Source organism: Chitiniphilus shinanonensis DSM 23277 (assembly GCF_000374805.1).
Classification (GTDB): domain Bacteria; phylum Pseudomonadota; class Gammaproteobacteria; order Burkholderiales; family Chitinibacteraceae; genus Chitiniphilus; species Chitiniphilus shinanonensis.
Map to the genome: position 1 here is coordinate 41,381 of NZ_KB895334.1, position 21,987 is coordinate 63,367.

Consider the following 21,987-nt stretch of genomic DNA (forward strand, 5'->3'; position numbering starts at 1 on the left):
TTGTCCTTCTGTTTTCAGGGCTGCCGCTTCGGCTCGGGCCGCCTAACGGGAGCTACCTTGTAAATTGTGGTGCGCGACACTTGGTATCGCTTGGCGATGGTGCTAACCGGAATCGACGGGTCAGACATCAGTCGCATGATTTCCTTGATCTGCTGCGTATCGAGCTTGGGCTTGCGGCCTCCGCTTCGACCCCTAGCCCGAGCTGCGGCAAGCCCGGCTTGAGTACGCTCGCGAATCAAGTTGCGCTCGAACTCAGCGAGCGCAGCAAAGACGTGAAAGACCAGCTTGCCTGCCGCGCTCCCCGTCTCGATCTTCTCCGTCAGGCTCTCGAAGCTGACACCCTTCTGTTCCAACTCGCCGACGATGCGCACAAGGTCGGGCAGGCTGCGGCCGAGGCGATCCAGCCGCCACACGACGAGGGTGTCACCTTCGCGCAGCGCCTTGAGACACGCAGCCAACTCTTTGCGCTCGGCATCCTTGCCGCTTGCGGTGTCGGAATAGAGGTGGTCGTCGGTAATACCAGCCTTGTGCAGCCCGTCGAGCTGCAAATCAAGGTTCTGGTCATCCGTCGAGACTCGGGCGTACCCGATGCGCTGCCCCATTGGCCGATCCCGCCTTCCAGACACAAAAAATGTCCAGCAAAGGTGTGTTTGCTGGACGTTGATAAATTGACGGCAATTTTAACAGCCGGAGGACGCTTTGGACAGGGCAAACCGGCCCCTGCGGTAACCGTCCAACAAACCACCGTTTTCGGGACTGTCGCAGCGCCACTTGGCATGCGCACATAAAACACATATAATCCGTATGTGTTTTATGTGGAAACGCCTTGCCGCAAGGAAAACGAAATGCCGCCCGAAGACGACATCACCCCCAAAGCACCGACGGTGCAAGTTATGCAAGCTGCACAGCAGCAGAGCTTCTCACGCAGCGACATCGCAACGACAAGGCGCGCGGTTCAAGATTTGAAAGACCAAACCCAGAAGCTGAGCAATGCGATCTTGCAAATTGCAGCAACAAGCCCCGACTGTGCCAAGGAAGCCTTTGAAGCAGCATGGCAACAGCGACAGCAACTGAATTCAGTTCAACAGCAACTGAACTCGCTTGAGCAGCAGCTTAGCAACTGCCTTCCTCATGCAAGCACGGCTCGACTCACGGACAAAGAGCGCAAGGAAATTCAGGGCCTCTACAGCTCCGGCTTGTACACGCAAGGACAACTCGCCGATCAGTATGGCGTGACACAACCCACGATTTCAGACATCACAAAGAGCATGAAGTCGTGACACAAGAACCAGCGGCATTGTCAGCTCCGCTGTTGACAACCCGCTTGCTATGGCGCGAGCACCAGCTTAAGAGAGGCTAAAGATGAGCATTGATCTGAACAACATTGTTGACGGCGCAGCAGACGCATGGGAAGAACTCACTTCTACGCAAACCAGCCGTACTGGCCACGCCGCCGCCCGCGTCGCATCTGCGCTGGCCAACGGCGTTGATTCCGAAGTCATCGCACTCCAGATGACCAAGAACAGCCAGAAAAACAACCCGGACTCGCCTGTTACCTTCACCGCCGACGAAATGCCAACCATTGCAAAGCTCCACGCTGCCAACAAGACGCGTTCCGCGCTTACCAAGCAGCAGACCGGTGCTCTGATCCGCGAACAAGGCGTTGCTGACGCCGAGGGCGATCTTGGTCTTGCCTCTTGAGTCAAGCTGATGAGCAATCTCGGTAGGTATGCACATACCTACCGACTACTCATGCTTGGAAGTTGGCACCTCCGTCAGTGAGTTGAATGTTGGCGGCGGCCATCACGATGGCCCGCACCTCGATGGCGTACACGATCACTTCCGCGCCATCATCGAATTGCACCCGCAACATGTCCGTGCCGCAGGCCACGAACTCGGCTCGCAGCGCGCGACCGATGTCGCGTAAAGCCGCTTGGTCGACCTCCCCGGTCAAGCTGGCCAACTGGCCCATGCCTGGCTTGTCGGCCGGGATGTGCAGCACCTCCAAACCAGAGCCGGGCGAAAGCAGACCGGCCCACGGCGAGCCCGACGCGCAACCGCCTGCAAGGCCTCCAACGTGGCGGCGATACGTGGCCCACTTGCCGCAGGGCCAGCACGGGCCACCACCCAGTGGGCAGCGGCTGCAAGCTCGTCGGCCGAAAAGCCTTGTGGCAGTGCAGGTGTGAGTGTTTCAGCGCGGGACATCACCCCCCCATTCTCGGCCCTTCATGGGCTGGATCACGGCCTTCAAGGCGCTGGAACTGCTCGCGGTAGCGCTCGATCTTGGCGAGCATCCGCGAGCCGTCCGGGCCAAAGGCATAGCGCGCTGTTCGCTGGGCATAGTCATGCCAGTTGCGGCCCTCGTCTGCGGTACGGATCGACGGCGCGTAGGCCTCAAGCACGGTCGCGATCTCGTCCTGACCGTGCCCTGTGGCCCGGAGCCGCACGGCGATCATCGAATCCACGCGCGACAGGTCGATGCCGTCGCCCTTGTGGCGCGCAGCGATGTCGCGATAGTGGGCTTCGTAGGCACTGCTGGACAGTGCAGTACGCGCCGCAACGGGCAGGGCAGGCATCCGGTCCTGTGCCATCCGGACTTCCTCGTCAAGCTGGCGAGCAACGACACAGCTCAGCGCGTATGCCTTATCGCAGGTGCAGGCCACGGTGTGCCGCAGCTCCACCACCGGAAAGGTGCCATCAGGCCGCTGGTACTTCGGCGCAGGCGCACCCGGCTCCCACTTCCGGTTTTCAAAGCCCGGCGCGCGGTGTGGATGGATGCAGGCTTGCAGTTTGGGGTCGCCGTATTGCTTGTTGAGGGCGACGATCAGGCGATTGCCCACGTCCTGATCGTCCGGGCGGCCCAGCTTGGGCACGTTCAGGATGGCCTGCAACTTGCCCGGACTGGATTCCATCACCACGGCAGGCCGGTAGCCGTCAGCGAGCATCTGGCGCAGGCTGGCGTCGCTCAAGTCATCGAGCAGCACATGGTGCATCCTCTCGCTGCGCGGGGTGTAGTACAGGTTCTCGCCGCGTGCGTGGAAGCGCAACAGCTCCCGCATCCGTCGCTCCACCACTGCGGCCTCCACTCCGTCCTTGCCACCCAAGACAAAGGCCTTGCGATGATCGGCCGCCATCTTGATCGACGTGAGCGTGTACCTGTCCGCACCGATTGCTTCGTGGTACTGCGCAAAGAGCCTCATCTGCGGTGCGCGCATTGCTTCCTCCCGTGCTACCCGGCGTGCTTCCTTGGCCGCCTCAACTTGTTCTTGAAGTTCAGGGTTGGCGATGCGGATGCCATGCTCCGCAGCAAGCCGAACGCATGTGGCCTTGTATTCGTCCGAGCCGTATACGCTGACCTTGCCCCACTTGGCGGCCCCGAGCTGTAGGGCGGCCAAGGTTGCAGCCACGTCGTGCGCCTCTTGCACGTCGATGCGACGGCCGTGGTCGGTGAATGACACTGCCTCAGACACACCCCCCGCCGCCCCTTGGCGGCGGTACTCCACCGCACTGCCGACGATCTCGCCCGCGAAGGCACGGAGATCGCGCGGCAAGGCCTCATTGTCGCCGTCACCTTCGAGGCGCAGCGGTTCGTGCCGGTGGTATCGGTAGTTCCCCGCATCTTCGGCGCTGAACCACTTGGCAAGCCAGTCGTGGTACTCGGGCCATGCTTCGCGGGCATCTCGCAGCGCCTTGGCTTCGCGCCGATGCCGCTCCCTGATTTCCAGCTCAACCTTCTTGGCTTCTGCTGCCGCCACACTGCGCATGGCATTCAACAGCTCACCCTTGCCCTTCCAGTTCTGGGCGGCGATGGCCGCGCTGCGCTCTGCCTTCTCTGCCCGGAACTGGGCCAGCTCGCGCTCGTAGCGCTCCTTCTCTTCAAGCAGTTTCCGCGCGAGGTGTGCGCGGTGATCGGTCGCAGCGACAATGTAGTCATCCCAGCCGGGCAGGTCTGGCCGCAACGGTTCTGGCTTGCGTTCAACCGCTACGACAGCGGAGGCGGCGGGCTCGAATGCACCAAGCCGCTTGGTGAGCTTCGGCAAGCTGCACCAGTGGCCCGCAGTGCTCGCTTTGACGGGTTGATCGCCCACGTAGATATGCGCACCGCCACCGGCCTTCACGTAGCGCATTCCGCGCTCGGCGAGGCCTTGATGCAGCTCGGTCCAGTTCGATGCAGCCCGGATGAGTTCGCCAGCCTCTTCGATGGCGATTCGTGCCGCGCTCTTCTGGCCCGTGCGGTTCTCCATGTCCCCCGCGCGGGTCGGCACGCTGGGCGTGCTATCCAGCCTGCCGACACGGGCGACGGTGCCATCGTCCATCACCGTGTAGCGTGCTCTTCTTTCAGGCCGCCACCCTTGGCGATGCTCGATGATTGCAAGCGTGCGTTGTGCCGCCTCTTTGTCTCGGCCCTTCGCAGGCTTGACCACTTGATAGGTTTCGGGGCTGACCTTGTTGATTGCGATGTGCAGGTGAATGTTGTCAGTGTCGCGATGCAACGCCGCGATAACTTGGTGCTTCTCAAGCCCAAGCTGCTCAAGGAACATGTCCAGCAGTTCCTCCACCTGCTCAGGTGTCGGCTGCTCATCCTCATGCCAGCTCGCCACCCAGTGCTGAATCGGGTACTTCGATTTCTTGCACTCCATTGAGAGAGCAATCATCTCTGCCTGCTGACCCTTGAAGGTACTGGTATTGAAGCCGCGTGTCGTCAGATAAAGAACCTTCTCCGGCTGCTCACCGTCTCCGCCGTGGATCACGCCATCGTCGTCGATGTGATACCCGAGCCGGGTCAGACGGGCCGCGTCATCCGGCGCACCGATGTATTCGGTCAGGTCACTGATGTTGGTCGCTTTTGACTTGCGCCCGGCTTTGTCCTGATCGACAGGAATCTTCTTGAGGATCATCGGATGCTCGCCCGATTGGCCTGCTCGTCGATAACGGCATAGATGCGTCGCAGCACCCTGGCGCTTTCTGCTGCATTCACGCCACCCGACTGTAGGTAGAGCTTCTTGAGCAAGCCTCCGAGTCGGTTGAGTTCTCGGATGTGTTGCTCTTCCAAGTCGGTGATGAGCTTGCGCCCAAAGGTGATGCGACGAACCAGCTCACTGACTGTCAAGCCAGCGTCATCAGCCAGCTTCTGCAACTTTGCCTTTTCTTTCTCGGTAAAGCGAACACCGACCCGCTGCGTCAGCGGTTCTCCTTCTTTGACCTCAAACGGCATTCGCGGGCTCCTTCAACTGGCCCCGTGGGCGGCGGGGTGTGTCTGTTTGTCTACATCGTTGTCACCGGCCCCCGGCAGGGCAGGATGAGGTGAGCCACGGATCGAGACGCGGAGCGTCGAGGACACGGCGTCCCTTGGCGGGCACATGGCGCGGAGCGCTATGTGTTCGACAAGGGCCATCCTGTTACGTGGTTATGGCACACCCCAGTAGCAGTCAGTATGCAGACGCCTCTTTCCCTGAAAACAAATCCAGACAGAACAATTTTTCCCACGGCCAGCTAAAGCATGTTCAACCCAGCACGTCGCTCCTACGATGCACGAACAGAGCATTTGAGGAGCGTATGGAAATGCGGAGAACGATTGAACAAGCGGAGCAACTTGCGGCGAAATTGCGCGCCTTGCCCGCGGTGGAAAACAAGACTCGGGAGATCAGCAAACAGGAAGAGGTCAGGTTGCTTGCGGCGGACATCCTGGCATTGATCCGGGAGCGCAATTGGACGATTCAACAGGTGGCCGAATACCTCACGACGGAAGGGCTTGAGATAGGGGCTCCTACTTTGAAGAGCTACTTGCAGCGCAGCAAGGCCAACAGCAAGAAGCCATCGGGGAAGCGCAAGGCGGTAGCCACCAGCGCCACCCCTGATAGCACGCCACACGCATCGCGCCCCAGTGAAAACTTGGCATCCGCACCCACCATTGGGGAGCGCGCAGCAGCGGCTCTATCGCAAGCACCGAGCACCACCAGCAGCGCAACCGCTGCAATCACCCGGCCTGATCGCCAACAACTCTGAGGAAGCAATGACATGAACAAGATTTATCTGTGCGCCGGTAACAAGGGCGGAACCGGAAAGAGCATGGTGGCAACCGCCTTGATCGACGCTTTCCTACAGCGTGGCATTGAGCCTTTTGTGATCGAAACTGATGACGCGAACCCAGACGTTTTCAAGGCGCACTCGGAGACAGTCCAGTGCGCGGCCATGAGCCTCGACGAAGCGGATGGGTGGATTGAGATGATCAACTCGCTCGACAAGGCTCGCGGCATCCCGGTCATCGTGAACACAGCCGCAAGAAACAGCGCGGGGGTAGCACGCTACGGGCAGACGCTGAAAAGCACCTTGGGGGAACTCGGCAGGACGATGGTCACGATGTGGGTCATCAACCGACAAAGGGACAGTTTGGAATTGCTGGCCGACTACCTTGATGCAATGCCCGTGGGCAAAGACCATCAGGTGCATGTGGTGCGCAACGGGTACTACGGCAGCACTGAAAAGTTCCAGCTCTACAACGGCAGTCAGTTGAAGAAGCGGATCGAAGAGGGCGGCGGCCACACATTGGACTTTCCCGACCTCGCGGACAGGGTAGCGGACCAGATGGCGACGCAACGTCTGACGATACAGGCAGCAATGAAAGAGATGCCGCTGGGGCACAGGGCCGAACTGATCCGGTGGCGTGACGAAGCATTCAAGTCGCTTGCGCAGGTGATGTGATGACCTTGGCTGTTGCTGCCGCCTTCGAGGCGGCTTTCCAGCGAAAGCCGCCACAAGAAGAAGTTGATCGGCTTGCCCGTGTGATGAACGTGCTGGATGTGCGCGAGAACGACGCCATCATGGTGTTGATGATCGTGCTGGAGTTCTACAACGGGCTGTACAGCAGCATGCCGGGCCGCATCGAGGCGGCAGCCAAGACAGTAGTCCGCGAGACGAAAGAAACAACCCGGCAGGTGGCAGCTACGGCAGCTCAACTGGCACACAGCGACCTCGTTGAGCAGTTCGGCAAAGCGCTCAACCAAGTGGCCAGTGACACCGCAAGAAAACAGCAGTGGAAAGCGCTGGCCATCGGGATCGGAGCAGCCTCAATCAGCTTACTGATAACTGGCTGGATGGCCTTCGATCAAGGGAAAGAAGCAGGATATGGCGCAGCCATCAAAGTAGCGCGGAATGAATCCGCAGCAGCCACTTGGGCGAACACGCCAGAGGGGCAACTGGCATATCGCTTGGCTCTGGTGGGTAGCTTGCAGCAGGTAGCAAGATGCAGCGCACCGGGCTGGAAGGTGAAAAACGGGGCTTGCCTGCCCTACCCAGATGCGGACGGCAGTTTGCACGGATGGGCACTGCCGTGACGCTGGCGAGGGAGCATTGCGGAAGCAGCGCCCTCGCATCCCGATGACAAGCTACTTGCCGACTCTGGCCCAGTCGCACATCGTCACTGGCACATGCAAGTAGCCGTGCTGTTGCAGCCACAACAGGCCCAAGACCGCCACCACCTGCGCCGGGAAAAACCACGGCTTTCGGGTAACAGCGCTTAGACGCGCTCCAAGCTCCTTGGCGGGACGTACGACGGCCGCGCCAACCATCCTCACGCGCTCGTGCGCGGCCCCAGCCCGTGCTTTCAGGTCGGGCACCTGTATGGCCCCGGAAACAGTCGCAATCTGCATTTTTCTCTCCTTCAAAAAAGACGATTTTCTAGCGCAACTTCGACACCTCAACAATGTGTCAAACAGTGCGCAAACACTGTGATAAACATTGTGTGTCGCTCAAAAAACATAGGCTTGTTGCTTTTGGTGCGTATAGTTGCGCGTGTATGCAGCATGGCCTAAGATTCTTCCAAGCGCAAAAGAACTGATCGGAGTCGAACACATGGCCCAGATGCCTTTCTCACCTTCGCCGGATGACGTGACGGTCGGCATCCTTGGTCACATCTTCGGCCCCATCATCGACGTGCTGGTGAAGGGGCAAGACCCGAACACCGTCGCCGCAGCAAGCAACTTGCTGGCGGCGGTGTTCAGCGTTTTCAACTCCGGTGTCCTGGTCGTCGGCTCGATCATCGTGTCCTACGTGGCATCGATGGGCGCGATCAACACGGCCAACGATGGCGAGGCGATGGGCAAGGCGTGGAGCACGGTCTGGACGCCCGTGCGGATCGTGGCTGGTGGCGCAGTGCTCCTGCCCTCGACCAGTGGCTACAGCTTCATCCAGATGCTCGTGCTGATGATCTCGCTGTGGAGCATCGGATTCGCCAACACCGTCTACAACGTCGGCATGGGCATGGGGTTACTCAAACCCGATGGCATCGTCGCAACCTCCTACCAGACTGGCACCTACTTCGGGCTGCGGGACTTCGCCAAGCAGTACCTCGCGGCGGCTTACTGCGCCCGCGCTGCCAACACCATCTACGCCGATGCAGCAGGCAATCCCGCTGTGATGGCGGATTCGGCCGCAGCAGACAAGCAGTTCGTCACCGGCACGCGCACGGACTACACGTTCTATATCAAGGATCGCAACGCGGCGACCAATCTCGGCGGCGGTGAGCCGATCTGCGGCACCGTCACATTGACCACCTATGCCCCCTCTGGCAACTACAGCGACACCTCGGGAACACAAGCCGCACTCGACAACGTGCGCGCAGGTTTGGCAAGCCAGAAGGCCGCTGCTGCGATGGGGTTGATGCAAGACATCGACAACTGGGTCAACACGATGCCCAGCGACGTCAGTCAGCCGGGCTGGACCAATGTGCAGTCGTCGCAGTTCAACACCATCGTGAAGAACCGAGAGGATCAGATCGTCGCCGCGATTGCGAATCAGATGACCTCCGGTGAGTCCGCAATCAACAACGGCGTTACTGCCTTCGTCGCGGATATGACGAAGGAGGGCTGGGCAATGGCCGGTGGCTGGTATCAGCGCATTGGCCTGTTGCGCACCAAGGTGGGAACGATCACCAGTGAATCGGTGGGCGGCGTCACCACGCCGTCACTGGCAGGCCTCCCGGACGACGCCCGGTCTAGCTTGCTCAAAACAAGCGTGACGACCATCGCTGAAACCATCGTCAAGAAGGCCGAGCAAGCTGGCAATGGCTATGCCGGTTCGACCACCGTCAAGCCTGAGGACATGGCGAGCTTGCTGCCTCGGGACAAGAACAGTGACGTGAATGTCGGCTCGCTGGATGCAGATATGTCCACCAAGACCACGCTCTTAATGAACGACCTGATGAAGAAGACGACCGACCTTGCCATCGGCAGCGGATCAGGCACGGATGCCATCACTCGGATGAAGTTGACCGGCGACCTGCTGGCCTCTTACCAAACCATGCTGTGGGCGGCCGAGTTCACCATCAAAACCACGATGACTGCGGCTCGCGTAGTGGTTGGCGCAGCAGGCGGGGTCGAAATCTTGGGGAACAAGGCCGATTTCCGTGGTGTGACCGACCCCATTTGGGATTGGCTGATTGAGGTCCCGTTCAAGGTTTTCGCCAAGCTGGAGAGTTACATCGGCCTGCTGGCCTTCTACTTTGGCGTCTTTCTGCCCAGCTTGCCCTACACCATCTTCATGGTGACGGTTGTTGGCTGGGTACTGGGTGTGCTGCAAACGGTCATCGCCGCACCGCTATGGGCTGTGATGCACATGCGCCCGAGTCAGACCTTCGTCGGCTCAGAAGCTCAAGGCTACTTGCTACTGATGGCGCTCTTCGTGCGCCCGGCGCTGGCTGTCATTGGCCTGTTCGCTGCGACGTTGGTTGCTGACCCTCTGGTTGACTACATCGCCAAGGCGTTCTTCGCCATGCGCGGCGACGTTGCGGCTTCGACCGGCTGGGTCGGTGTACTTGCCCAGTTCAACCAGTTTTTCTGGTGGTTTATCGCCTTCGGCGGCCTGCTGCTGCCTGTGCTGTTCATGATCTACGGCCTACCCCAAGTGCTGCCGGATCGCGTGCTGGCATGGCTGAACGTGGGTGTCCATGACCTCGGTGCCACCAGCGCATCCAGCGAAATGCGTTCCAACCTGTCGTCTCAGGCACGCTCTCCGTTGGTGCAGGGGCTACCCAAGGACAAGGATGGCGGCTCCAGCAATGGCGGCCACATTGGTGGCCCTTCTTCCGGTGGGGGCACGCCCCGCCTTGGTGGTGGCGGTGGTGCCGGAACGACTCCTGTGAACGTGGGTGGTCAAGGTGTGGCCCCGCCTCTGGATGCAGCCGCCGAGGGCACTGGGGCATCTATGGCATCCGCCCGCAGTGGTGTTGCCTCCGCAGGTGCCGCTCGCGGATCGAATGTCGAGTCGTCGCGCCCTTTGTCGGCGGGTGACACCCCTCCGATTGAGTCGGAAGGTGGCGAGCCTCGCCGCACGATGAGCAATCGCGTCTCCGATGCACTTGGCGTCGGCATGGGCCATGCAGTGATGGCAGCGGCTTCGACCGTCAGCGAGAGCGCTGGCCGTGCCGCTCAAGCCATGCGACAAGCCAATGGCCCCGGTGACGCACTCGTGAACGGTGGGGTTGCCGCCGTCACTGGTGCAGCAGCAGCCCTCAAGCGCACGGCACCAACCATCGGCAAGGAAGCTGTCGCCGCGTTCAACGAGGGAGCGGATTCGCGCGTCGCCGCCGCGATTGAAGCGAAGCGCACTCCCGGTGACGCAGCCGAACCCGATGGCCCGATCAACACGGGCGACGCCACAACACCGAAGGAGGAAGCATGACCCACGACTATTGGAGCCCCCCTGCCGCTGCTCGCGAGATGGAAAGCATCGGCTATCAGGATGGGCAGCGAGCGGGCCATCAGCGTGGCCTCAATGAAGGCTTCCGCAAGGGCATGAATCAGGGCATCCAACAGGGTCGTCAGGAGGCATGGGCCGAAGTTCAGCCGCAACTGAATGCTGCCAATGAAATGGTGCAGGGCATGGCCCAGATTCTGGCTGCCGCTGCGGACGCCCTCCTACACGCCGACGACGCTGCCAAGGTCGCCTTCGCGTTGAAGTACGCCGACCGGCTCGACAAGGCGATGGCGAAAGGCCTGATCCGCACTGCGCCCCACAACAACCCCCAGCTCGCCGGTCTGTCCGTGGTCATGCGTCTCGTCGATGAGTCGCGCCGGGCATGCCTGCAAGCGACTGAATCCCCTATCCCGTAAGGAGTCACCTCATGCGCCGCCCCTCAATCACCTTCCTCCACGCCACCCACCTCAACAGCCGGGTTCGCCGCGTCACCCCCTCCGCCGTTCGCACGGCCCGCATCGTGGCCACCAATGACGGCTACGAGCTGCACGCGACGCTCGCAGGCAGCACCGACCGTTGGGTGCTGACTTCTCCGGGCGGAATCGCCAGCACGTTCGGCGACCTGCCGGGGCTGCGCGAGTTCGCCTCTGTCGTTCTGGGCCGCGACCGCGTGCCCGTGTCCTACCAAGCTGCTTGAGAGGCCCGCTCACCATGAAAGCCACCCGCGCCCTGATCGCTTCCACCCTCCTGCTGGTCGCTACGCTTGCCAGCGCTCAGATGCCCGCCGCCCTACGTGATGCAAACGCCCCCGCAGTCGGTGACTGGGCCAAGGCCTCGGCAATCCTGCGCGCCGCCATCGAGTGCCGCGAACCGCTGCCCTCTGCTTCGTCGGTGCTGGGCATCTTCGGCCTGACAAACCGGCAGCTTGATGGCGATCACAAGCTACCCGAGGCGCTGACCGTATTCGGCTCGCTCAAGGTGTCGGCCATCTCGATCTTCCACGGCGACGAAGATGAAGGCAGCTCGTACACCGTCCAGCCGGTAGGCACGAAGCTGGCCGACGTGGCGAAGGCGGCAGTCCTCAAGAAAGACGGCCCGCGCTTCATCCGCAAGGTCAAGGGTGGCCTACTCGAAGCCAGCGAGCTGCAGCCCGGCACCGTCCAGCTCGCTTGCATCCGTGGAGGCGGCCATGAATAAAGCCGCCCTCACCAAGCCCGCCATCGGCGTGCTGGTGGGCGCCTCGCTCGCGCTGGCAGCCAGCGCGGGCGCGTCCCAGACCAGCGGCAACTGGTTCTCGTCCATTTTCTCGACGGGTGGCAGCGGAGCCACTACCGGGGTGTCAGCGTCGATGGCGGCTGTGGACGCGGCGATGAACCAGAAGATGCAGGACGATCTCAAGAACTGCGACGACGTGGGGATCGGTGCAAGCATCAAGACCGCCATCGGCGCGCACAGCGAGATGGCCTCGGCCACGCCGAACGTCGAAAGCCTCTTCGACGTGAACGATCAGTGCTTCGCGAGCGTGAGCCAGATCATCGACCTGTCGTTCTCAATTCCTTCGCTCGGCTCGATCCTGTCCTCGGCGCAGGACGCGGTTTTGAAGTACGCGCAGAAGAAGGTGTGCTCGACCGTGGGCAAGGTGTCCGGCATGGTCACGTCGCCTATCAATCAGGCCATCGGCCAATGGAACACGCTGGGCCAGCAGTTCACCGACATCAACGGCATGGCCAACAGCGCCGTGGGCGGCTCGATGAGTACCCTCGATCCGCAGCTCGGCAGTGGCTACAAGCCCGCCTCGGCCGCGACTACCTACAGCGTGAACGCCAACGCCTTCGCCTCGAACCAGACCGTGTTCAACACGGGGGCCAGCACCCAGCAGGGTGTGCAGACCGCGCCCTCGACCTCGGTACAGCCGCAGGCCAGCCAGCAGGCTCAACCCACACAGACCGAACCCCAGAGCTTCACGAGCTGGGCTTCGAGCCTCTTCAACTGACCGAGGACTGAGAGATGCGCAAGCCGCTCGTTTTGACCCTCGCGCTGGCGATCAGCGGCAGCGCATTCGCTGACACCTGCATGGTGTCGCCTACCTCGAAGGAGCAAGTCTCCGGCCGCTTCGGCAAATTCCGGGAAGGCAGTGCCGCCAACTTCGGCTCGGGCAACACCAAGCCGCACATGCACGACGGCCTCGACTTCTCGACCAGCGGACAAACCGCCCCGCTTTATGCCACCTCGGCGGGCACTGTGACGTGGGCCAAGCTGCGCGGCAGCGCGGGCAATACCGTGGTCATCAAGCGCGACAACGGGCAGTCGGCCGTGTACTACCACCTGAGCTACATCGCCGTGAAGGAAGGCGACAAGGTGCAGGCAGGGCAAGAGATCGGCCGTGCTGGTGCCACTGGGATGCAGCCGGGCGGCACAGTTCACCTGCACTTCATCTACGGGGTGCCGAACTCGGATGACGCCCGCGCCAAGACCTTCTCGGCCGACGCCAACAAGAACCCGACGTTCAACCCAGCCCAGCTCCCCAACGCCATCACTAAACAGAACAGCGCTTTCAATTACGCGACCGACCCGTCGCCCTACTTCTGCAAAACCTATCCGATCCAGAACGACGGCCTGTATCCGGTGCTGGGCAGCGACACGATGGCGCAATACAACAAGCTGTTTGGCGCGGCCCCGCCGATGGGCGTGCCGCCGTCCACGCAGTTCGATCCGGTGCAGGTGGCCGCCGCCAACGGGGACGCCTTGCAGGCCGCCGCCAAGGGCGCGACCTCGATCTCCAGCGTGCTCAACGACGCGGACGGCTACGGCTCACTGCCGTCGCCACCCATCGGTGACTACGAAACCATGTCGCCCGCCGAGATGATGAGCACCGAAGCTATGCGCCGCTTCGCGGACTCGGAATGGAACAAGTCCATCACGCAAGTCAGCAGCCGCGCTCTTTGGTTGGACTATCTGCGCGCGATGGGTGTGTCTGCACAGCTCAACGCAGCGATCCGGCAGAAGAAAGAGCGCATGGAAGCCTTGATGGCGCTCTACACCTCGCAAAAGCTCGCCGCCAAGCGGCAACAGGTGGACGCCGCCCGCGAGCGGGCGCAGCGCTCCGACGTGCAGCGATCGATCCAGTGATAGCCAAGGCCACACCATGATCCTGTTCTTCGACTTCGAGCGGCTGCTGTACGGGCAGACCATCGGCGGCATCGGGCCTGCTGCCCGGCTCGCCAAGGTACTTATGCCCTATCCGCAGGTGGATCTCGTGCTGACTCGGTGGCGCATTGGAGCGATGCGATCAGTCGATGACGTGCGCGGTGAGGTGCCCGAACTGGGCGACCGCATCAACGACGTGGCGCACCGGCCGGTGCGCTCGGATGAGCAGCCAGAACGCGAGATCACCGGTACGCTTCGCCGGACGCGGCAGCTCTACTGGGCGGCCGTGGTGCCGAACTGGGATGCACAGGGCTACATCCAGCAGGCGTCCCGCTCGGGTGCGCCGCTGATCCTGTGCCCCTGCGGTTTCGATGAGGAAGCTGCGCAGCGGCTGCAAGCCGCCGTGGCGCGTGTTGTTTTCAACGAGGAGCTGGTCAGCGGTGTTCGCCGTCCGCTCCGGCAAACACTGGGGGAGGCCCTGCCATGCTGATGCTGATTGAGCACGATTCGATTCTGTCCACGCCCGAGGCCCGCCGCAGCTTGGCGGCCTTCGTCGCCCACCGTCCGAACATCAACGTGGCGGTGTTCCACTCGGCCAAGCTTTCGGCCGCAGAGGTCTGCGAGGCCTACCCGCCCGAGCTGCGCGAGCGCCTGATGCTGACGCCGGACACGCCGCGCGACCGCGATCTGAGGTTCTGGATCAGCTACGAGGCCGGATGCGTCTTTGCCGCCTTGCGGCACAACGGCACGCTGGCCCAGTGCGAGGCAGTGGTGTGTCTGGTGCCCCCGGCATGGGGCGAAACGGCCCGCGAGCAGTTCGGCGAAAAGCGGGTGGTGGTCATCGGTGAGCCGTTCAGCGTGGACACGGCCCGCCGTCTGGCTCGATCCCTCTCGACCTATCGCTGCACGCCGGTTGAGTCGTCGCCGCGCAGCTTGCCAAGCAAGGCCTCGGTCGCCTCAATGGCCGCCACCTCGGCAGGCGTGAGAACCTCTTCGCGCGGCAAGTCCTCGGGCCACACCACCCGCTCGGCTTCGGTTTCCCAGCGGGTCGCCAGCTCACACAGCATCTTGGGGTAGTGCTGGAGCAGTTCAGACCCAGGCCCGGCGACCTGGCAGGCATCGATAACTTGCTGCAAACTCGCGGCCGTCAGCCGCAGGTCGGCGATCAGCGCCTCGATGCGGCTCGGCCTGGTCACTTCTTTCCTCCCTTGGCCGAGGGCGCACCAGCGCCCGCCGCAGCGGTCAGTCCTTGAACGGTGCGTTGCAGGGCATCCAACTGCCCCTGCAAGCCCTCGACGGCCTTGACCGAGGCCCGGAGTCCAGCCAACTCCTGATCGCGTGCTGCAAGGGCGTTCTGCGCCTCCGCAAGCTGGGCGTCGAGCCGCGCAACCGATGCCACCTTCTCCTGAATCGTCGCCTGCTGGGCCGCCGTGCTCATCTCAAGCTCGCGCACACGCTGGGTGAGCGCGTCGATTCGGCCGATCTGCTCTTGCTCGACGCCTTCCAGCCGGGCAACTTCCGCCTCGGCACCGGCAAGCAGTCCCTCGGCCTTGTCGCGGGAGGCTTCGGCCAGCGCGAGCGGCTCAGCGACGGCCGCCTTCGCACCATGCAGCGCATGTGCGTACAGAGCCTGCACGAAGTCCCGGCCACGCGCCTCGATGTCGACGGGCAGATCGACGGCGGCGATCTCGCCCTTGCGCTTGGCCACCCACGCTTCGAGGTGCCGCTTCACGGTCGTGTACGAGCCGCCCGTGCGCTCCTGCACGAGCGTCATGCTCGGTTCCTTGCCCTCGGCAACGAGGGCGTCTGCTGCCGCAAATACGGCCTCCTGTGTCGCTACCGCCTTCGCCATGTCGTTCCCCTTCGGTGTATTACGATAATTATCGTAATTACGATAATGGGGAGCAAGGGGACGTGATGGCAGTGTCGCCCGTCGCTTGCGGGGTGCGGCCCCTGCAAGGGGCGTCCGCCGATGGCGAGGTTTTTTCACCGACTTTTGGTGCTGCCGCATAAATAGATGTGAGGCGACTGCCCAGAAAGGAGGTGAAAACAATGGAAATCATCGTCATCAAGCACAACGGCTATCCGTTCTGCAACAACGAGAACGCCGTGCTGCTCGCAACGGGCATCACGCACCACATCGTCCTGTTGCTCAAGAAGTAAGCCATGCGCCCTCGGACTAACGCCGAGGGCGTCCATCCGGCCCGCACGTTGGTGATGTCGAGCGCCGAGGCGAGGCGGAGGCGTCGTGGCGGCCGGGCCACTCCCATGCCTCAAAGGCACCTTGCTGGGCCTCTGCACCTTCGTGCACGTCCGTTTCGAGCAGAGACGGCGGCAGCCCCCCCCTTTTCTAAAGACCAATCGGCCTGTGCGCATCACCAGATGGTTCACCGGGGCATACCGTGCTTGGCCCTGAGTCCGGGGGACTCAGGGCTGAGGCGGTAGCGTGAAGAAAATCGGCCCAAGCCGATTTTTAGCGTAGCCCGCCGAACACATGCCACGGCGCACAGGTCGTCGAACACCACCAAGCGGCTTGTCCGCCCTTCAAGCAATGTTGCCCCGCGGGGGCCACGATTTGGGGGAGGGGGAACCCCCGTAGGGGGTGCCCCCGCCGAAGGCCGCAAGCGGCAGCCGAGCACTGGCGAGAGAGGGATGGCGGCCCGAAGGGGCGAGACTCCGTAGATGGCTCGACGCGCAGCGCAACAGCCCGGCCCGCAGCGTCAGCGAAGGGAGCTGCCCGTGTTGAGTCTTCGAGACAGCCTGGAGCGTCATCGGTGCGGGCGAGGCGGCACCGACCAAGGATAAGTCTTAAAGGATAAGAACAAGGGTAAAAGGATAGGGGTGCAGAAATTCGCCGCAATCTTCTGTCGTATCAACAACATAGCAGAAGTCACCCGCGAGCCATTCCCCCTGCTGCACGTCGAAGAGAGGCCGGAAATCCGCCGACTTATGCACAGCTTCTGCCGCCTCCAAGGGCTTCCGGCGCGACCTGCGACCCATTCCCCCTGCGATTTCAACGACTCGCGATCCATTCCCCCTGAACTCCCCCGCGACCTGCGACCTATCCCCCCTGGGGGCGAGGGCTCCCGCGAGTCAAACCCCTCGTCAAAAGCCGTCCCGCGACCAGTTCCCCCTGCAACCTGCGACCCATTCCCCCCGATGCTCGGTCTCACGCGCGACCTATTCCACCCGTGGGCGAGGCAGGTGAAGCGCGCTCGCCACGACGTTGCCGGCACGTAGCCACCCGGCACTCGATCCGGCTGTTGACGATGACTGGGAGGCACCTCGTTGGGCATCGTTGCGGCGGCGGTTTGCGGCTTTCTGTTCGGCCGAGAAATCACGGGCAGCTTTGATCGTGTAGGTCACATCCTCGATTTTGTTGCGGCCGCCTCGGTGTTCTTTCTTGTCGATGCTGTGCAGCGCACCCAGCGATTTCAGCTCATCCCATGCTTCATCAAGTGCCGCGACAGCATCTCGGACTCGCCCGTAGCCATTCAGCAGTGCGCTGTCACGCTTGATCGTGCTGAAGCGCATGTCAAATCCGTCGATCATTGATGCCTGCGTGTACTTGAGGACAAGTTGGCAGAGGAGCCAGCGAGCAAGCTGCGCATCACAATTCATGAGCCGTTGATAGTTGAACTGCCGATAGGTCACCTCATCGATGCTGCGCGTCACCAGCGGATGGAACTGGGCCAGCCAGCGGGCATCTCGATCAGCTTCATAGTCGCTGCGGCTCACGCCCGCGAGTGCGGTCAGGTACGTAGCGCGGGCGAAGCCTTCTTCACCGTCAGCACCCTTGGCGATGATCTCGATGCTGCTGAGCGAGAGGATGTCCAGTCCTTCGACCAATTCGTCGTATCGCAAGCTGTGCCCCTGCTGCTCCAGCTCTCGCCGGAGTCGATGCAATGAAAACCGCACCCCGCTGCGATAGTCCGGTCGGTCAAAGAAACCCGCCTGCTGCTCGGTGGCCAACTTCCGCAGGGCGTGCTCAATCAGTTCTTCGCGGGCGCTTGGGTAGTAACTGATGCGGCGGCCATCCGCCGCACGAACTCGTGCGGGATAGATCAAGGCAGTGAGCTGTCGCTGCCTGTAGTGAAACGGAACCTCAAGAACTTCGAGGAATCCTTCGGGTGTTCGCATGCTGTTCATGCGTGAGCGGGAGACTGTGTAGCGCGGTATGCAGTCCCACAAATCGCAAGCGTTCGACAATGCGCTGCGCTGCTGATCGGTGTTCGCCAGAAAGGTCTGGAAGAGGCACAACTGCCGGGCCTCGAAGGCCCCATCGGGTGGTGGGGCGACAGCGCGACGGCGCGTCGCCTTGGCTCGCTTCCGACCTTGGCCCGAGAGTGGCGCTGTCGTGCTCTCGGGCAATGAGAGACTGGCTTGATGTTCTGCGCCTGGATCGCCCGATTTGCGATCTGTGTCCGGCGCGATCACGAGCGAACAGATGTTGAGCGAAGGTCGGCCTTTTGCATCAGCCAGGCAGAGACCTCCGCTTCGATCCAACCCACGGCGCGCACCCCGAGACGGACAGGGCGCGGGAAGCTACCCTCTCGGATGAGAAAGTAAATGCCGGATTTCGTTAAGCCGGTTCTCTTCTCGACCAGCGGCCGACGAAGGATGACGACATCCTGTTGTTCTTTGTTGTTTTCCACTGTGAACCTCACCGCACCTCGATGAACGATGCGATCACAGTAAAAGCGAGCCCGAAAAGCAGAGAGAACGAGTTTCGACTGCTTCACCAGCAGCGGGTCAAACGGTGGTCAGGGAATGCTGTTCAGTAGGGTGGGAAATCGTCTCTCCCAATACGCGACGAGTTCTTGCTGCTTGCGCGCCTCGCGCGCTTCGACGCCAGCCAAGGCGATGGAGAAATCAGCGGGCAGGTCATTCGGTGTTTCCAACCGAATGCCACCGGCAAGCAACTCATTGGCTGCTTCCCATGCGTTCACCATCTCCACTATGGGATGCAGGCGCATTTGCACTCGTTGCAGCGATCTCACCAGGGCGCGGGTCCGCTCCTCGTCTGGCAAGCAAGCAACTTGCTCAATGGCCCGCTGCATGAGCGCGGCCGTCCACCGCGCCAAGATGTCTCGCATCTTGTGGAACTTCATTGGCCGCCCGTCCTGCGGCAATCCTCTCATCTGCGGCCTCACTGGCAACTCAGCGGGGCTTTGATCTTCGTCCGAGTCCAAGCGTGGCAGGGGTGGCTCTTGAATGAGGAAAGGATCGGGTGACGGCGAGCTTTCGGATTGCTTCCTTCTTGCCGTACTTGCCATACCAAGTACGCCATTCTTTCTTTTCGTGAACGTCGCGACCCCGGTGAGCGACATAGGCGCGCCACTGGGCACCCAAGTTGTCGCCGTCCAGGCGCGTCGTGCGCGCAGTACGAGACGACAAGAGCAGTAGCTCAAGCTCGCTTTGGGTGATGCCTTCCATACTGCCCTCGATGTAACGGAGAAGCTCCGCTACCAGTGGGCCAGGAATGCTTCGATGGTGGTTCTGCCGCGCCTCGGCACGGTAGGCGGCCTGATAGCGAATGGCCTCAAAGACAAGTGCTGCGTCAATTGGCGGCATCGCTGGTACTCCCTGCGTGAGCCAAGGCGGCAAGATGGTCGGCCCATGCCTGCATGATCTCGCGCCGCTCGTTTAACAACAGGGCCTTGTTGTACGTAGCCCGCACCCGGTTGCTTTCAACATGCGCCAGTTGGCGTTCGATGGCGTCCGGTCGGAAGCCCTGTTCGTTGGCCCATGTTGAAAAGGTGGTGCGCCAGCAGTGCGGTGTCGTGCGCTCGCCGAGGTTCATGTCCCGCATCGCGTAGGTCAGCCGGTTCGGTGTCGTGAAGCCTTCGCCGCTACGATGTGGAAACAGGTAGCGCCCAGCCCCAGTGATGGGGCGTAGCTCTTCAAGCAGCTTTAGGACTGGCTCGGAGAGCGGCGATACGTGGTCGCGCCGCGCTTTCATCTTGGCTGCCGGCCGCCGCCATAGCTTCCCCTCGGTGTCGAACTCGCTCCACTCCGCATCGGCGGCCTCGCCGGGGCGGCAAGCGGTGAACGCAATGAGGCGAAGACAAAGGGCCGTCTCGGGATAGCCTCTGTAGGCACGCAGCGCGCGATAGAAGGCGCGAATCTGGTCGGCCGTCAGCACGGCCTTGCTTTGGCTCGACGGAATTTTCAGCAGGCCACGCAGACCGGGGATGGGGTTGGAGTCAACGAGTCCCCTCACGACTGCGTGCTGGAAAATCGCCGACAGGTCTCCTTTGACGTGGATGCCCGCCCAGGCGCCGTATGCCTTGCATGCCTCCAAGATTGGCCGGATTTCTTTGGCGCTAATCTCGGTGATGGGTAGATCATCGAGCTTGGGGGCGAGGTACTTCCGAATGCGGGACTCCTTCGCCCGGTAGGAGCCCAGCGTATAGCTCGCCTTCACCTCGGCCAGATATGCGGCGGAGACCTTGGCAAACGAGATTTCCAGGGCCAGGGCCTCGGCGTGCTTGCGGGCTGCTGCGGCGTCGATGTTGCGCTGCCGCTCGTCCTTGCGATGCTGAGAAGGATTGATGCCTTGTTTCGCCAGATCACGAGCTGCATCGCGAGCTGCGCGTGCATCGGCTAGGCCAACCTCTGGATAGGAGCCGACAGCGAACAGGTTCTCCTTCCCGTTGAGCCGGAACTTCCAGCGCCACAGCTTGCTGCCTGAGGGCTGAATCAACAGGAAAAGACCGCCGCCGTCGCTGAGCTTGTAGGCTTCGCGTCTGGCTTGGCGGTCCTGATCTTGGCGTCACTGAGAAGGTCTTTGGGCATCCTGGGGGCTCCGTCAAGAGAGTGGCGTACCCCCACTCAACTCGGCTCATACCCCAAAGACTACCCCAAATTTTCCTGGAATGCCATGAACACTACTGAACCTCGCTGAACATTGAATCTGCTGAAAACAAAAGCAAAATCAACATGTTGGCGCATTGTTGTGGTTCATGGAGGTTCAGCAAGGTTCAGCAAACCGAGTCAGACGTTGAACAGGAAGTTCAGCACATCCCCATCCTTCACCACGTATTCCTTGCCTTCGGCGCGCATCTTGCCCGCTTCCTTGGCGCCCTGTTCGCCCTTGTACTGGATGAAATCGGCGAAGGAGATGGTCTGGGCGCGGATGAAGCCGCGTTCGAAGTCGGTGTGGATCACGCCGGCGGCCTGCGGCGCGGTGTCGCCGACGTGGATGGTCCAGGCGCGCACTTCCTTCACCCCGGCGGTGAAGTAGGTCTGCAGGCCCAGCAGCTGGTAGCCGGCGCGGATCAGGCGGTTGAGGCCGGGCTCTTCCAGGCCCAGTTCGGCCAGGAACTCGGCCTTGTCCTCGTCCGGCATGTCGGCCAGGTCGCTTTCGATGGCGGCGCAGACGGCCACCACCGGCGCGCCTTCAGCCTTGGCGTACTCGGTCACGCGGTCGAGCAGCGGGTTGTTCTGGAAGCCGTCCTCGGCCACGTTGGCCACGTACATGGCCGGCTTGATGGTCAGCAGGCACAGCGGCTTGATTAGCGCCTTGTCGTCGTCGGACAGGCCGGCGGCGCGGGCGGGGCGGCCCTCGTTGAGCACCGGCACCAGTTTGTCCAGCACCGCCACCAGCTTGATCGCTTCCTTGTCGCCGCTCTTGGCCTTCTTGCCGTCGCGCTGGATCGCCTTCTCGACGGTGGCCAGGTCGGCCAGCGCCAGTTCGGTGCCGATCACTTCGATGTCGGAGATCGGGTCGATCTTGCCGGCCACGTGGATGATGTTGTCGTCGTCGAAGCAGCGCACCACATTCACGATGGCGTCGGTTTCGCGGATGTTGGCCAGGAACTGGTTGCCCAGGCCCTCGCCCTTGCTGGCGCCCGCCACCAGACCGGCGATATCGACGAATTCGACGATGGCCGGGACGATGCGCTGCGGATTGATGATGGCGGCCAACTGGCCCAGGCGCGCATCCGGCACTTCCACCACGCCGACATTGGGCTCGATGGTGCAGAACGGATAGTTGGCGGCTTCGATGCCGGCCTTGGTAAGCGCGTTGAACAGGGTCGACTTGCCCACATTGGGCAGGCCGACGATGCCGCATTTCAGACTCATGGTGCATTCCCGGAAAAAGGTGGATCGCGCCGTGGCGATCTCGGACAGGCGCGATTCTAC

General features: G+C 62.0%; 24 protein-coding genes and 1 pseudogene. 13 read left to right on the plus strand and 12 right to left on the minus strand.

Translation table 11 applies throughout. The features are described 5' to 3' along the window. Positions 1-14 precede the first annotated feature (14 nt). Positions 15-602, minus strand: a complete 588-nt coding sequence (locus tag C556_RS0100190) for a recombinase family protein (RefSeq protein WP_018746197.1) — start codon at positions 600-602, stop codon at positions 15-17. Between the two features lie 243 nt (positions 603-845). Here C556_RS0100190 and C556_RS0100195 point away from each other — a divergent pair, with 243 nt between their 5' ends. Both C556_RS0100195 and C556_RS18675 read left to right on the plus strand, forming a co-directional pair. Next, positions 846-1,280 carry a hypothetical protein gene (locus C556_RS0100195; protein WP_018746198.1) on the plus strand — a complete coding sequence of 145 codons (435 nt, stop codon included), beginning with the start codon at positions 846-848 and terminating at the stop codon, positions 1,278-1,280. An 82-nt stretch (positions 1,281-1,362) separates the two neighbouring features. After that, the gene (locus C556_RS18675; protein WP_018746199.1) at positions 1,363-1,701 is read left to right on the plus strand and encodes a hypothetical protein; all 339 of its coding nucleotides are present in this window, start codon (positions 1,363-1,365) and stop codon (positions 1,699-1,701) included. A gap of 49 nt (positions 1,702-1,750) precedes the next feature. Here the strand turns inward: C556_RS18675 and C556_RS0100205 are convergent, their stop codons facing one another. The 3 genes from C556_RS0100205 to C556_RS0100215 all read right to left on the minus strand — a co-directional run bounded on the left by C556_RS0100205 (position 1,751) and on the right by C556_RS0100215 (position 5,215). Next, positions 1,751-2,002, minus strand: a complete 252-nt coding sequence (locus tag C556_RS0100205) for a hypothetical protein (protein WP_157235662.1) — start codon at positions 2,000-2,002, stop codon at positions 1,751-1,753. A 202-nt stretch (positions 2,003-2,204) separates the two neighbouring features. Further along, positions 2,205-4,898, minus strand: a complete 2,694-nt coding sequence (gene traI, locus C556_RS0100210) for a TraI/MobA(P) family conjugative relaxase (RefSeq protein ID WP_018746201.1) — start codon at positions 4,896-4,898, stop codon at positions 2,205-2,207. Beyond that, complete coding sequence (locus tag C556_RS0100215) at positions 4,895-5,215, minus strand: plasmid mobilization protein (protein ID WP_018746202.1); 321 nt, start codon at positions 5,213-5,215, stop codon at positions 4,895-4,897. The genes traI and C556_RS0100215 overlap by 4 nt, the downstream gene beginning before the upstream one ends. Before the next feature lie 347 nt (positions 5,216-5,562). Here C556_RS0100215 and C556_RS0100220 point away from each other — a divergent pair, with 347 nt between their 5' ends. From C556_RS0100220 to C556_RS0100275, 11 genes are all read left to right on the plus strand, one after another. After that, entirely contained in the window at positions 5,563-6,006 is a 444-nt protein-coding gene (locus tag C556_RS0100220; protein ID WP_040430038.1) for a hypothetical protein, read from the plus strand. Between the two features lie 12 nt (positions 6,007-6,018). After that, positions 6,019-6,702 carry a nucleotide-binding protein gene (locus tag C556_RS0100225; protein WP_018746204.1) on the plus strand — a complete coding sequence of 228 codons (684 nt, stop codon included), beginning with the start codon at positions 6,019-6,021 and terminating at the stop codon, positions 6,700-6,702. Next, positions 6,702-7,334 (plus strand): hypothetical protein, encoded by a 633-nt coding sequence (locus C556_RS0100230; protein ID WP_018746205.1) that lies wholly within the window; start codon positions 6,702-6,704, stop codon positions 7,332-7,334. Before C556_RS0100225 ends, C556_RS0100230 begins: the two co-directional genes overlap by 1 nt. A gap of 517 nt (positions 7,335-7,851) precedes the next feature. After that, complete coding sequence (locus C556_RS18680) at positions 7,852-10,677, plus strand: DotA/TraY family protein (protein WP_018746207.1); 2,826 nt, start codon at positions 7,852-7,854, stop codon at positions 10,675-10,677. Further along, positions 10,674-11,108, plus strand: a complete 435-nt coding sequence (locus tag C556_RS0100245) for a FliH/SctL family protein (RefSeq protein WP_018746208.1) — start codon at positions 10,674-10,676, stop codon at positions 11,106-11,108. Before C556_RS18680 ends, C556_RS0100245 begins: the two co-directional genes overlap by 4 nt. 11 nt (positions 11,109-11,119) lie before the next feature. Next, the gene (locus tag C556_RS0100250) at positions 11,120-11,389 is read left to right on the plus strand and encodes a hypothetical protein (RefSeq protein ID WP_018746209.1); all 270 of its coding nucleotides are present in this window, start codon (positions 11,120-11,122) and stop codon (positions 11,387-11,389) included. 14 nt (positions 11,390-11,403) lie between these two features. Beyond that, positions 11,404-11,889 carry a hypothetical protein gene (locus C556_RS0100255; protein WP_018746210.1) on the plus strand — a complete coding sequence of 162 codons (486 nt, stop codon included), beginning with the start codon at positions 11,404-11,406 and terminating at the stop codon, positions 11,887-11,889. Next, positions 11,882-12,685: a hypothetical protein gene (locus tag C556_RS0100260; protein WP_018746211.1), complete on the plus strand. Its 804-nt coding sequence runs from the start codon at positions 11,882-11,884 to the stop codon at positions 12,683-12,685. Before C556_RS0100255 ends, C556_RS0100260 begins: the two co-directional genes overlap by 8 nt. 14 nt (positions 12,686-12,699) lie before the next feature. Next, positions 12,700-13,821, plus strand: coding sequence for a M23 family metallopeptidase (locus C556_RS0100265; protein ID WP_018746212.1), 1,122 nt, complete (start codon positions 12,700-12,702; stop codon positions 13,819-13,821). 16 nt (positions 13,822-13,837) lie between these two features. Further along, positions 13,838-14,329 carry a hypothetical protein gene (locus C556_RS0100270; protein ID WP_018746213.1) on the plus strand — a complete coding sequence of 164 codons (492 nt, stop codon included), beginning with the start codon at positions 13,838-13,840 and terminating at the stop codon, positions 14,327-14,329. After that, a complete protein-coding gene (locus tag C556_RS0100275; RefSeq protein WP_018746214.1) occupies positions 14,323-14,916 on the plus strand; it encodes a hypothetical protein in 594 nt (197 codons plus the stop codon). Before C556_RS0100270 ends, C556_RS0100275 begins: the two co-directional genes overlap by 7 nt. 115 nt (positions 14,917-15,031) lie before the next feature. Here C556_RS0100275 and C556_RS0100280 read toward each other — a convergent pair whose 3' ends face one another. From C556_RS0100280 to ychF, 8 genes and pseudogenes are all read right to left on the minus strand, one after another. Next, complete coding sequence (locus C556_RS0100280; protein WP_018746215.1) at positions 15,032-15,691, minus strand: DNA-binding protein; 660 nt, start codon at positions 15,689-15,691, stop codon at positions 15,032-15,034. A gap of 1,328 nt (positions 15,692-17,019) precedes the next feature. After that, positions 17,020-17,979, minus strand: a complete 960-nt coding sequence (locus tag C556_RS0100295) for a replication protein (RefSeq protein ID WP_169338577.1) — start codon at positions 17,977-17,979, stop codon at positions 17,020-17,022. A gap of 293 nt (positions 17,980-18,272) precedes the next feature. Beyond that, complete coding sequence (locus C556_RS0100300) at positions 18,273-18,494, minus strand: AlpA family phage regulatory protein (RefSeq protein ID WP_026262681.1); 222 nt, start codon at positions 18,492-18,494, stop codon at positions 18,273-18,275. 108 nt (positions 18,495-18,602) lie between these two features. Further along, positions 18,603-18,950 (minus strand): hypothetical protein, encoded by a 348-nt coding sequence (locus tag C556_RS0100305; protein ID WP_018746220.1) that lies wholly within the window; start codon positions 18,948-18,950, stop codon positions 18,603-18,605. 49 nt (positions 18,951-18,999) lie between these two features. After that, on the minus strand, positions 19,000-19,413 hold the full coding sequence (locus C556_RS22665; RefSeq protein WP_157235666.1) for a hypothetical protein: 414 nt from the start codon (positions 19,411-19,413) through the stop codon (positions 19,000-19,002). Beyond that, the gene (locus C556_RS23995; protein ID WP_281164957.1) at positions 19,400-19,984 is read right to left on the minus strand and encodes a tyrosine-type recombinase/integrase; all 585 of its coding nucleotides are present in this window, start codon (positions 19,982-19,984) and stop codon (positions 19,400-19,402) included. The genes C556_RS22665 and C556_RS23995 overlap by 14 nt, the downstream gene beginning before the upstream one ends. Before the next feature lie 45 nt (positions 19,985-20,029). Continuing rightward, positions 20,030-20,575, minus strand: a pseudogene (locus C556_RS24225) (tyrosine-type recombinase/integrase); the annotation flags it as partial. A gap of 260 nt (positions 20,576-20,835) precedes the next feature. Further along, positions 20,836-21,927 carry a redox-regulated ATPase YchF gene (ychF, locus tag C556_RS0100315; RefSeq protein ID WP_018746222.1) on the minus strand — a complete coding sequence of 364 codons (1,092 nt, stop codon included), beginning with the start codon at positions 21,925-21,927 and terminating at the stop codon, positions 20,836-20,838. Between the last annotated feature and the right edge of the window lie 60 nt (positions 21,928-21,987).

Excerpts from the sequence above, each read along its gene's own strand:
- traI (WP_018746201.1), bottom strand. The coding sequence starts at position 4,898 with ATGATCCTCAAGAAGATTCCTGTCGATCAGGACAAAGCCGGGCGCAAG.
- C556_RS0100220 (WP_040430038.1), top strand. The coding sequence starts at position 5,563 with ATGCGGAGAACGATTGAACAAGCGGAGCAACTTGCGGCGAAATTGCGC.
- C556_RS0100270 (WP_018746213.1), top strand. The coding sequence starts at position 13,838 with ATGATCCTGTTCTTCGACTTCGAGCGGCTGCTGTACGGGCAGACCATC.
- ychF (WP_018746222.1), bottom strand. The coding sequence starts at position 21,927 with ATGAGTCTGAAATGCGGCATCGTCGGCCTGCCCAATGTGGGCAAGTCG.
- C556_RS0100295 (WP_169338577.1), bottom strand. The coding sequence starts at position 17,979 with ATGCGAACACCCGAAGGATTCCTCGAAGTTCTTGAGGTTCCGTTTCAC.
- C556_RS18675 (WP_018746199.1), top strand. The coding sequence starts at position 1,363 with ATGAGCATTGATCTGAACAACATTGTTGACGGCGCAGCAGACGCATGG.
- C556_RS0100275 (WP_018746214.1), top strand. The coding sequence starts at position 14,323 with ATGCTGATGCTGATTGAGCACGATTCGATTCTGTCCACGCCCGAGGCC.
- C556_RS0100265 (WP_018746212.1), top strand. The coding sequence starts at position 12,700 with ATGCGCAAGCCGCTCGTTTTGACCCTCGCGCTGGCGATCAGCGGCAGC.
- C556_RS22665 (WP_157235666.1), bottom strand. The coding sequence starts at position 19,413 with ATGCCGCCAATTGACGCAGCACTTGTCTTTGAGGCCATTCGCTATCAG.
- C556_RS0100250 (WP_018746209.1), top strand. The coding sequence starts at position 11,120 with ATGCGCCGCCCCTCAATCACCTTCCTCCACGCCACCCACCTCAACAGC.
- C556_RS0100230 (WP_018746205.1), top strand. The coding sequence starts at position 6,702 with ATGACCTTGGCTGTTGCTGCCGCCTTCGAGGCGGCTTTCCAGCGAAAG.
- C556_RS0100260 (WP_018746211.1), top strand. The coding sequence starts at position 11,882 with ATGAATAAAGCCGCCCTCACCAAGCCCGCCATCGGCGTGCTGGTGGGC.
- C556_RS0100195 (WP_018746198.1), top strand. The coding sequence starts at position 846 with ATGCCGCCCGAAGACGACATCACCCCCAAAGCACCGACGGTGCAAGTT.
- C556_RS0100190 (WP_018746197.1), bottom strand. The coding sequence starts at position 602 with ATGGGGCAGCGCATCGGGTACGCCCGAGTCTCGACGGATGACCAGAAC.
- C556_RS0100280 (WP_018746215.1), bottom strand. The coding sequence starts at position 15,691 with ATGGCGAAGGCGGTAGCGACACAGGAGGCCGTATTTGCGGCAGCAGAC.
- C556_RS18680 (WP_018746207.1), top strand. The coding sequence starts at position 7,852 with ATGGCCCAGATGCCTTTCTCACCTTCGCCGGATGACGTGACGGTCGGC.
- C556_RS0100245 (WP_018746208.1), top strand. The coding sequence starts at position 10,674 with ATGACCCACGACTATTGGAGCCCCCCTGCCGCTGCTCGCGAGATGGAA.
- C556_RS0100225 (WP_018746204.1), top strand. The coding sequence starts at position 6,019 with ATGAACAAGATTTATCTGTGCGCCGGTAACAAGGGCGGAACCGGAAAG.
- C556_RS0100255 (WP_018746210.1), top strand. The coding sequence starts at position 11,404 with ATGAAAGCCACCCGCGCCCTGATCGCTTCCACCCTCCTGCTGGTCGCT.
- C556_RS0100305 (WP_018746220.1), bottom strand. The coding sequence starts at position 18,950 with ATGAAGTTCCACAAGATGCGAGACATCTTGGCGCGGTGGACGGCCGCG.
- C556_RS0100215 (WP_018746202.1), bottom strand. The coding sequence starts at position 5,215 with ATGCCGTTTGAGGTCAAAGAAGGAGAACCGCTGACGCAGCGGGTCGGT.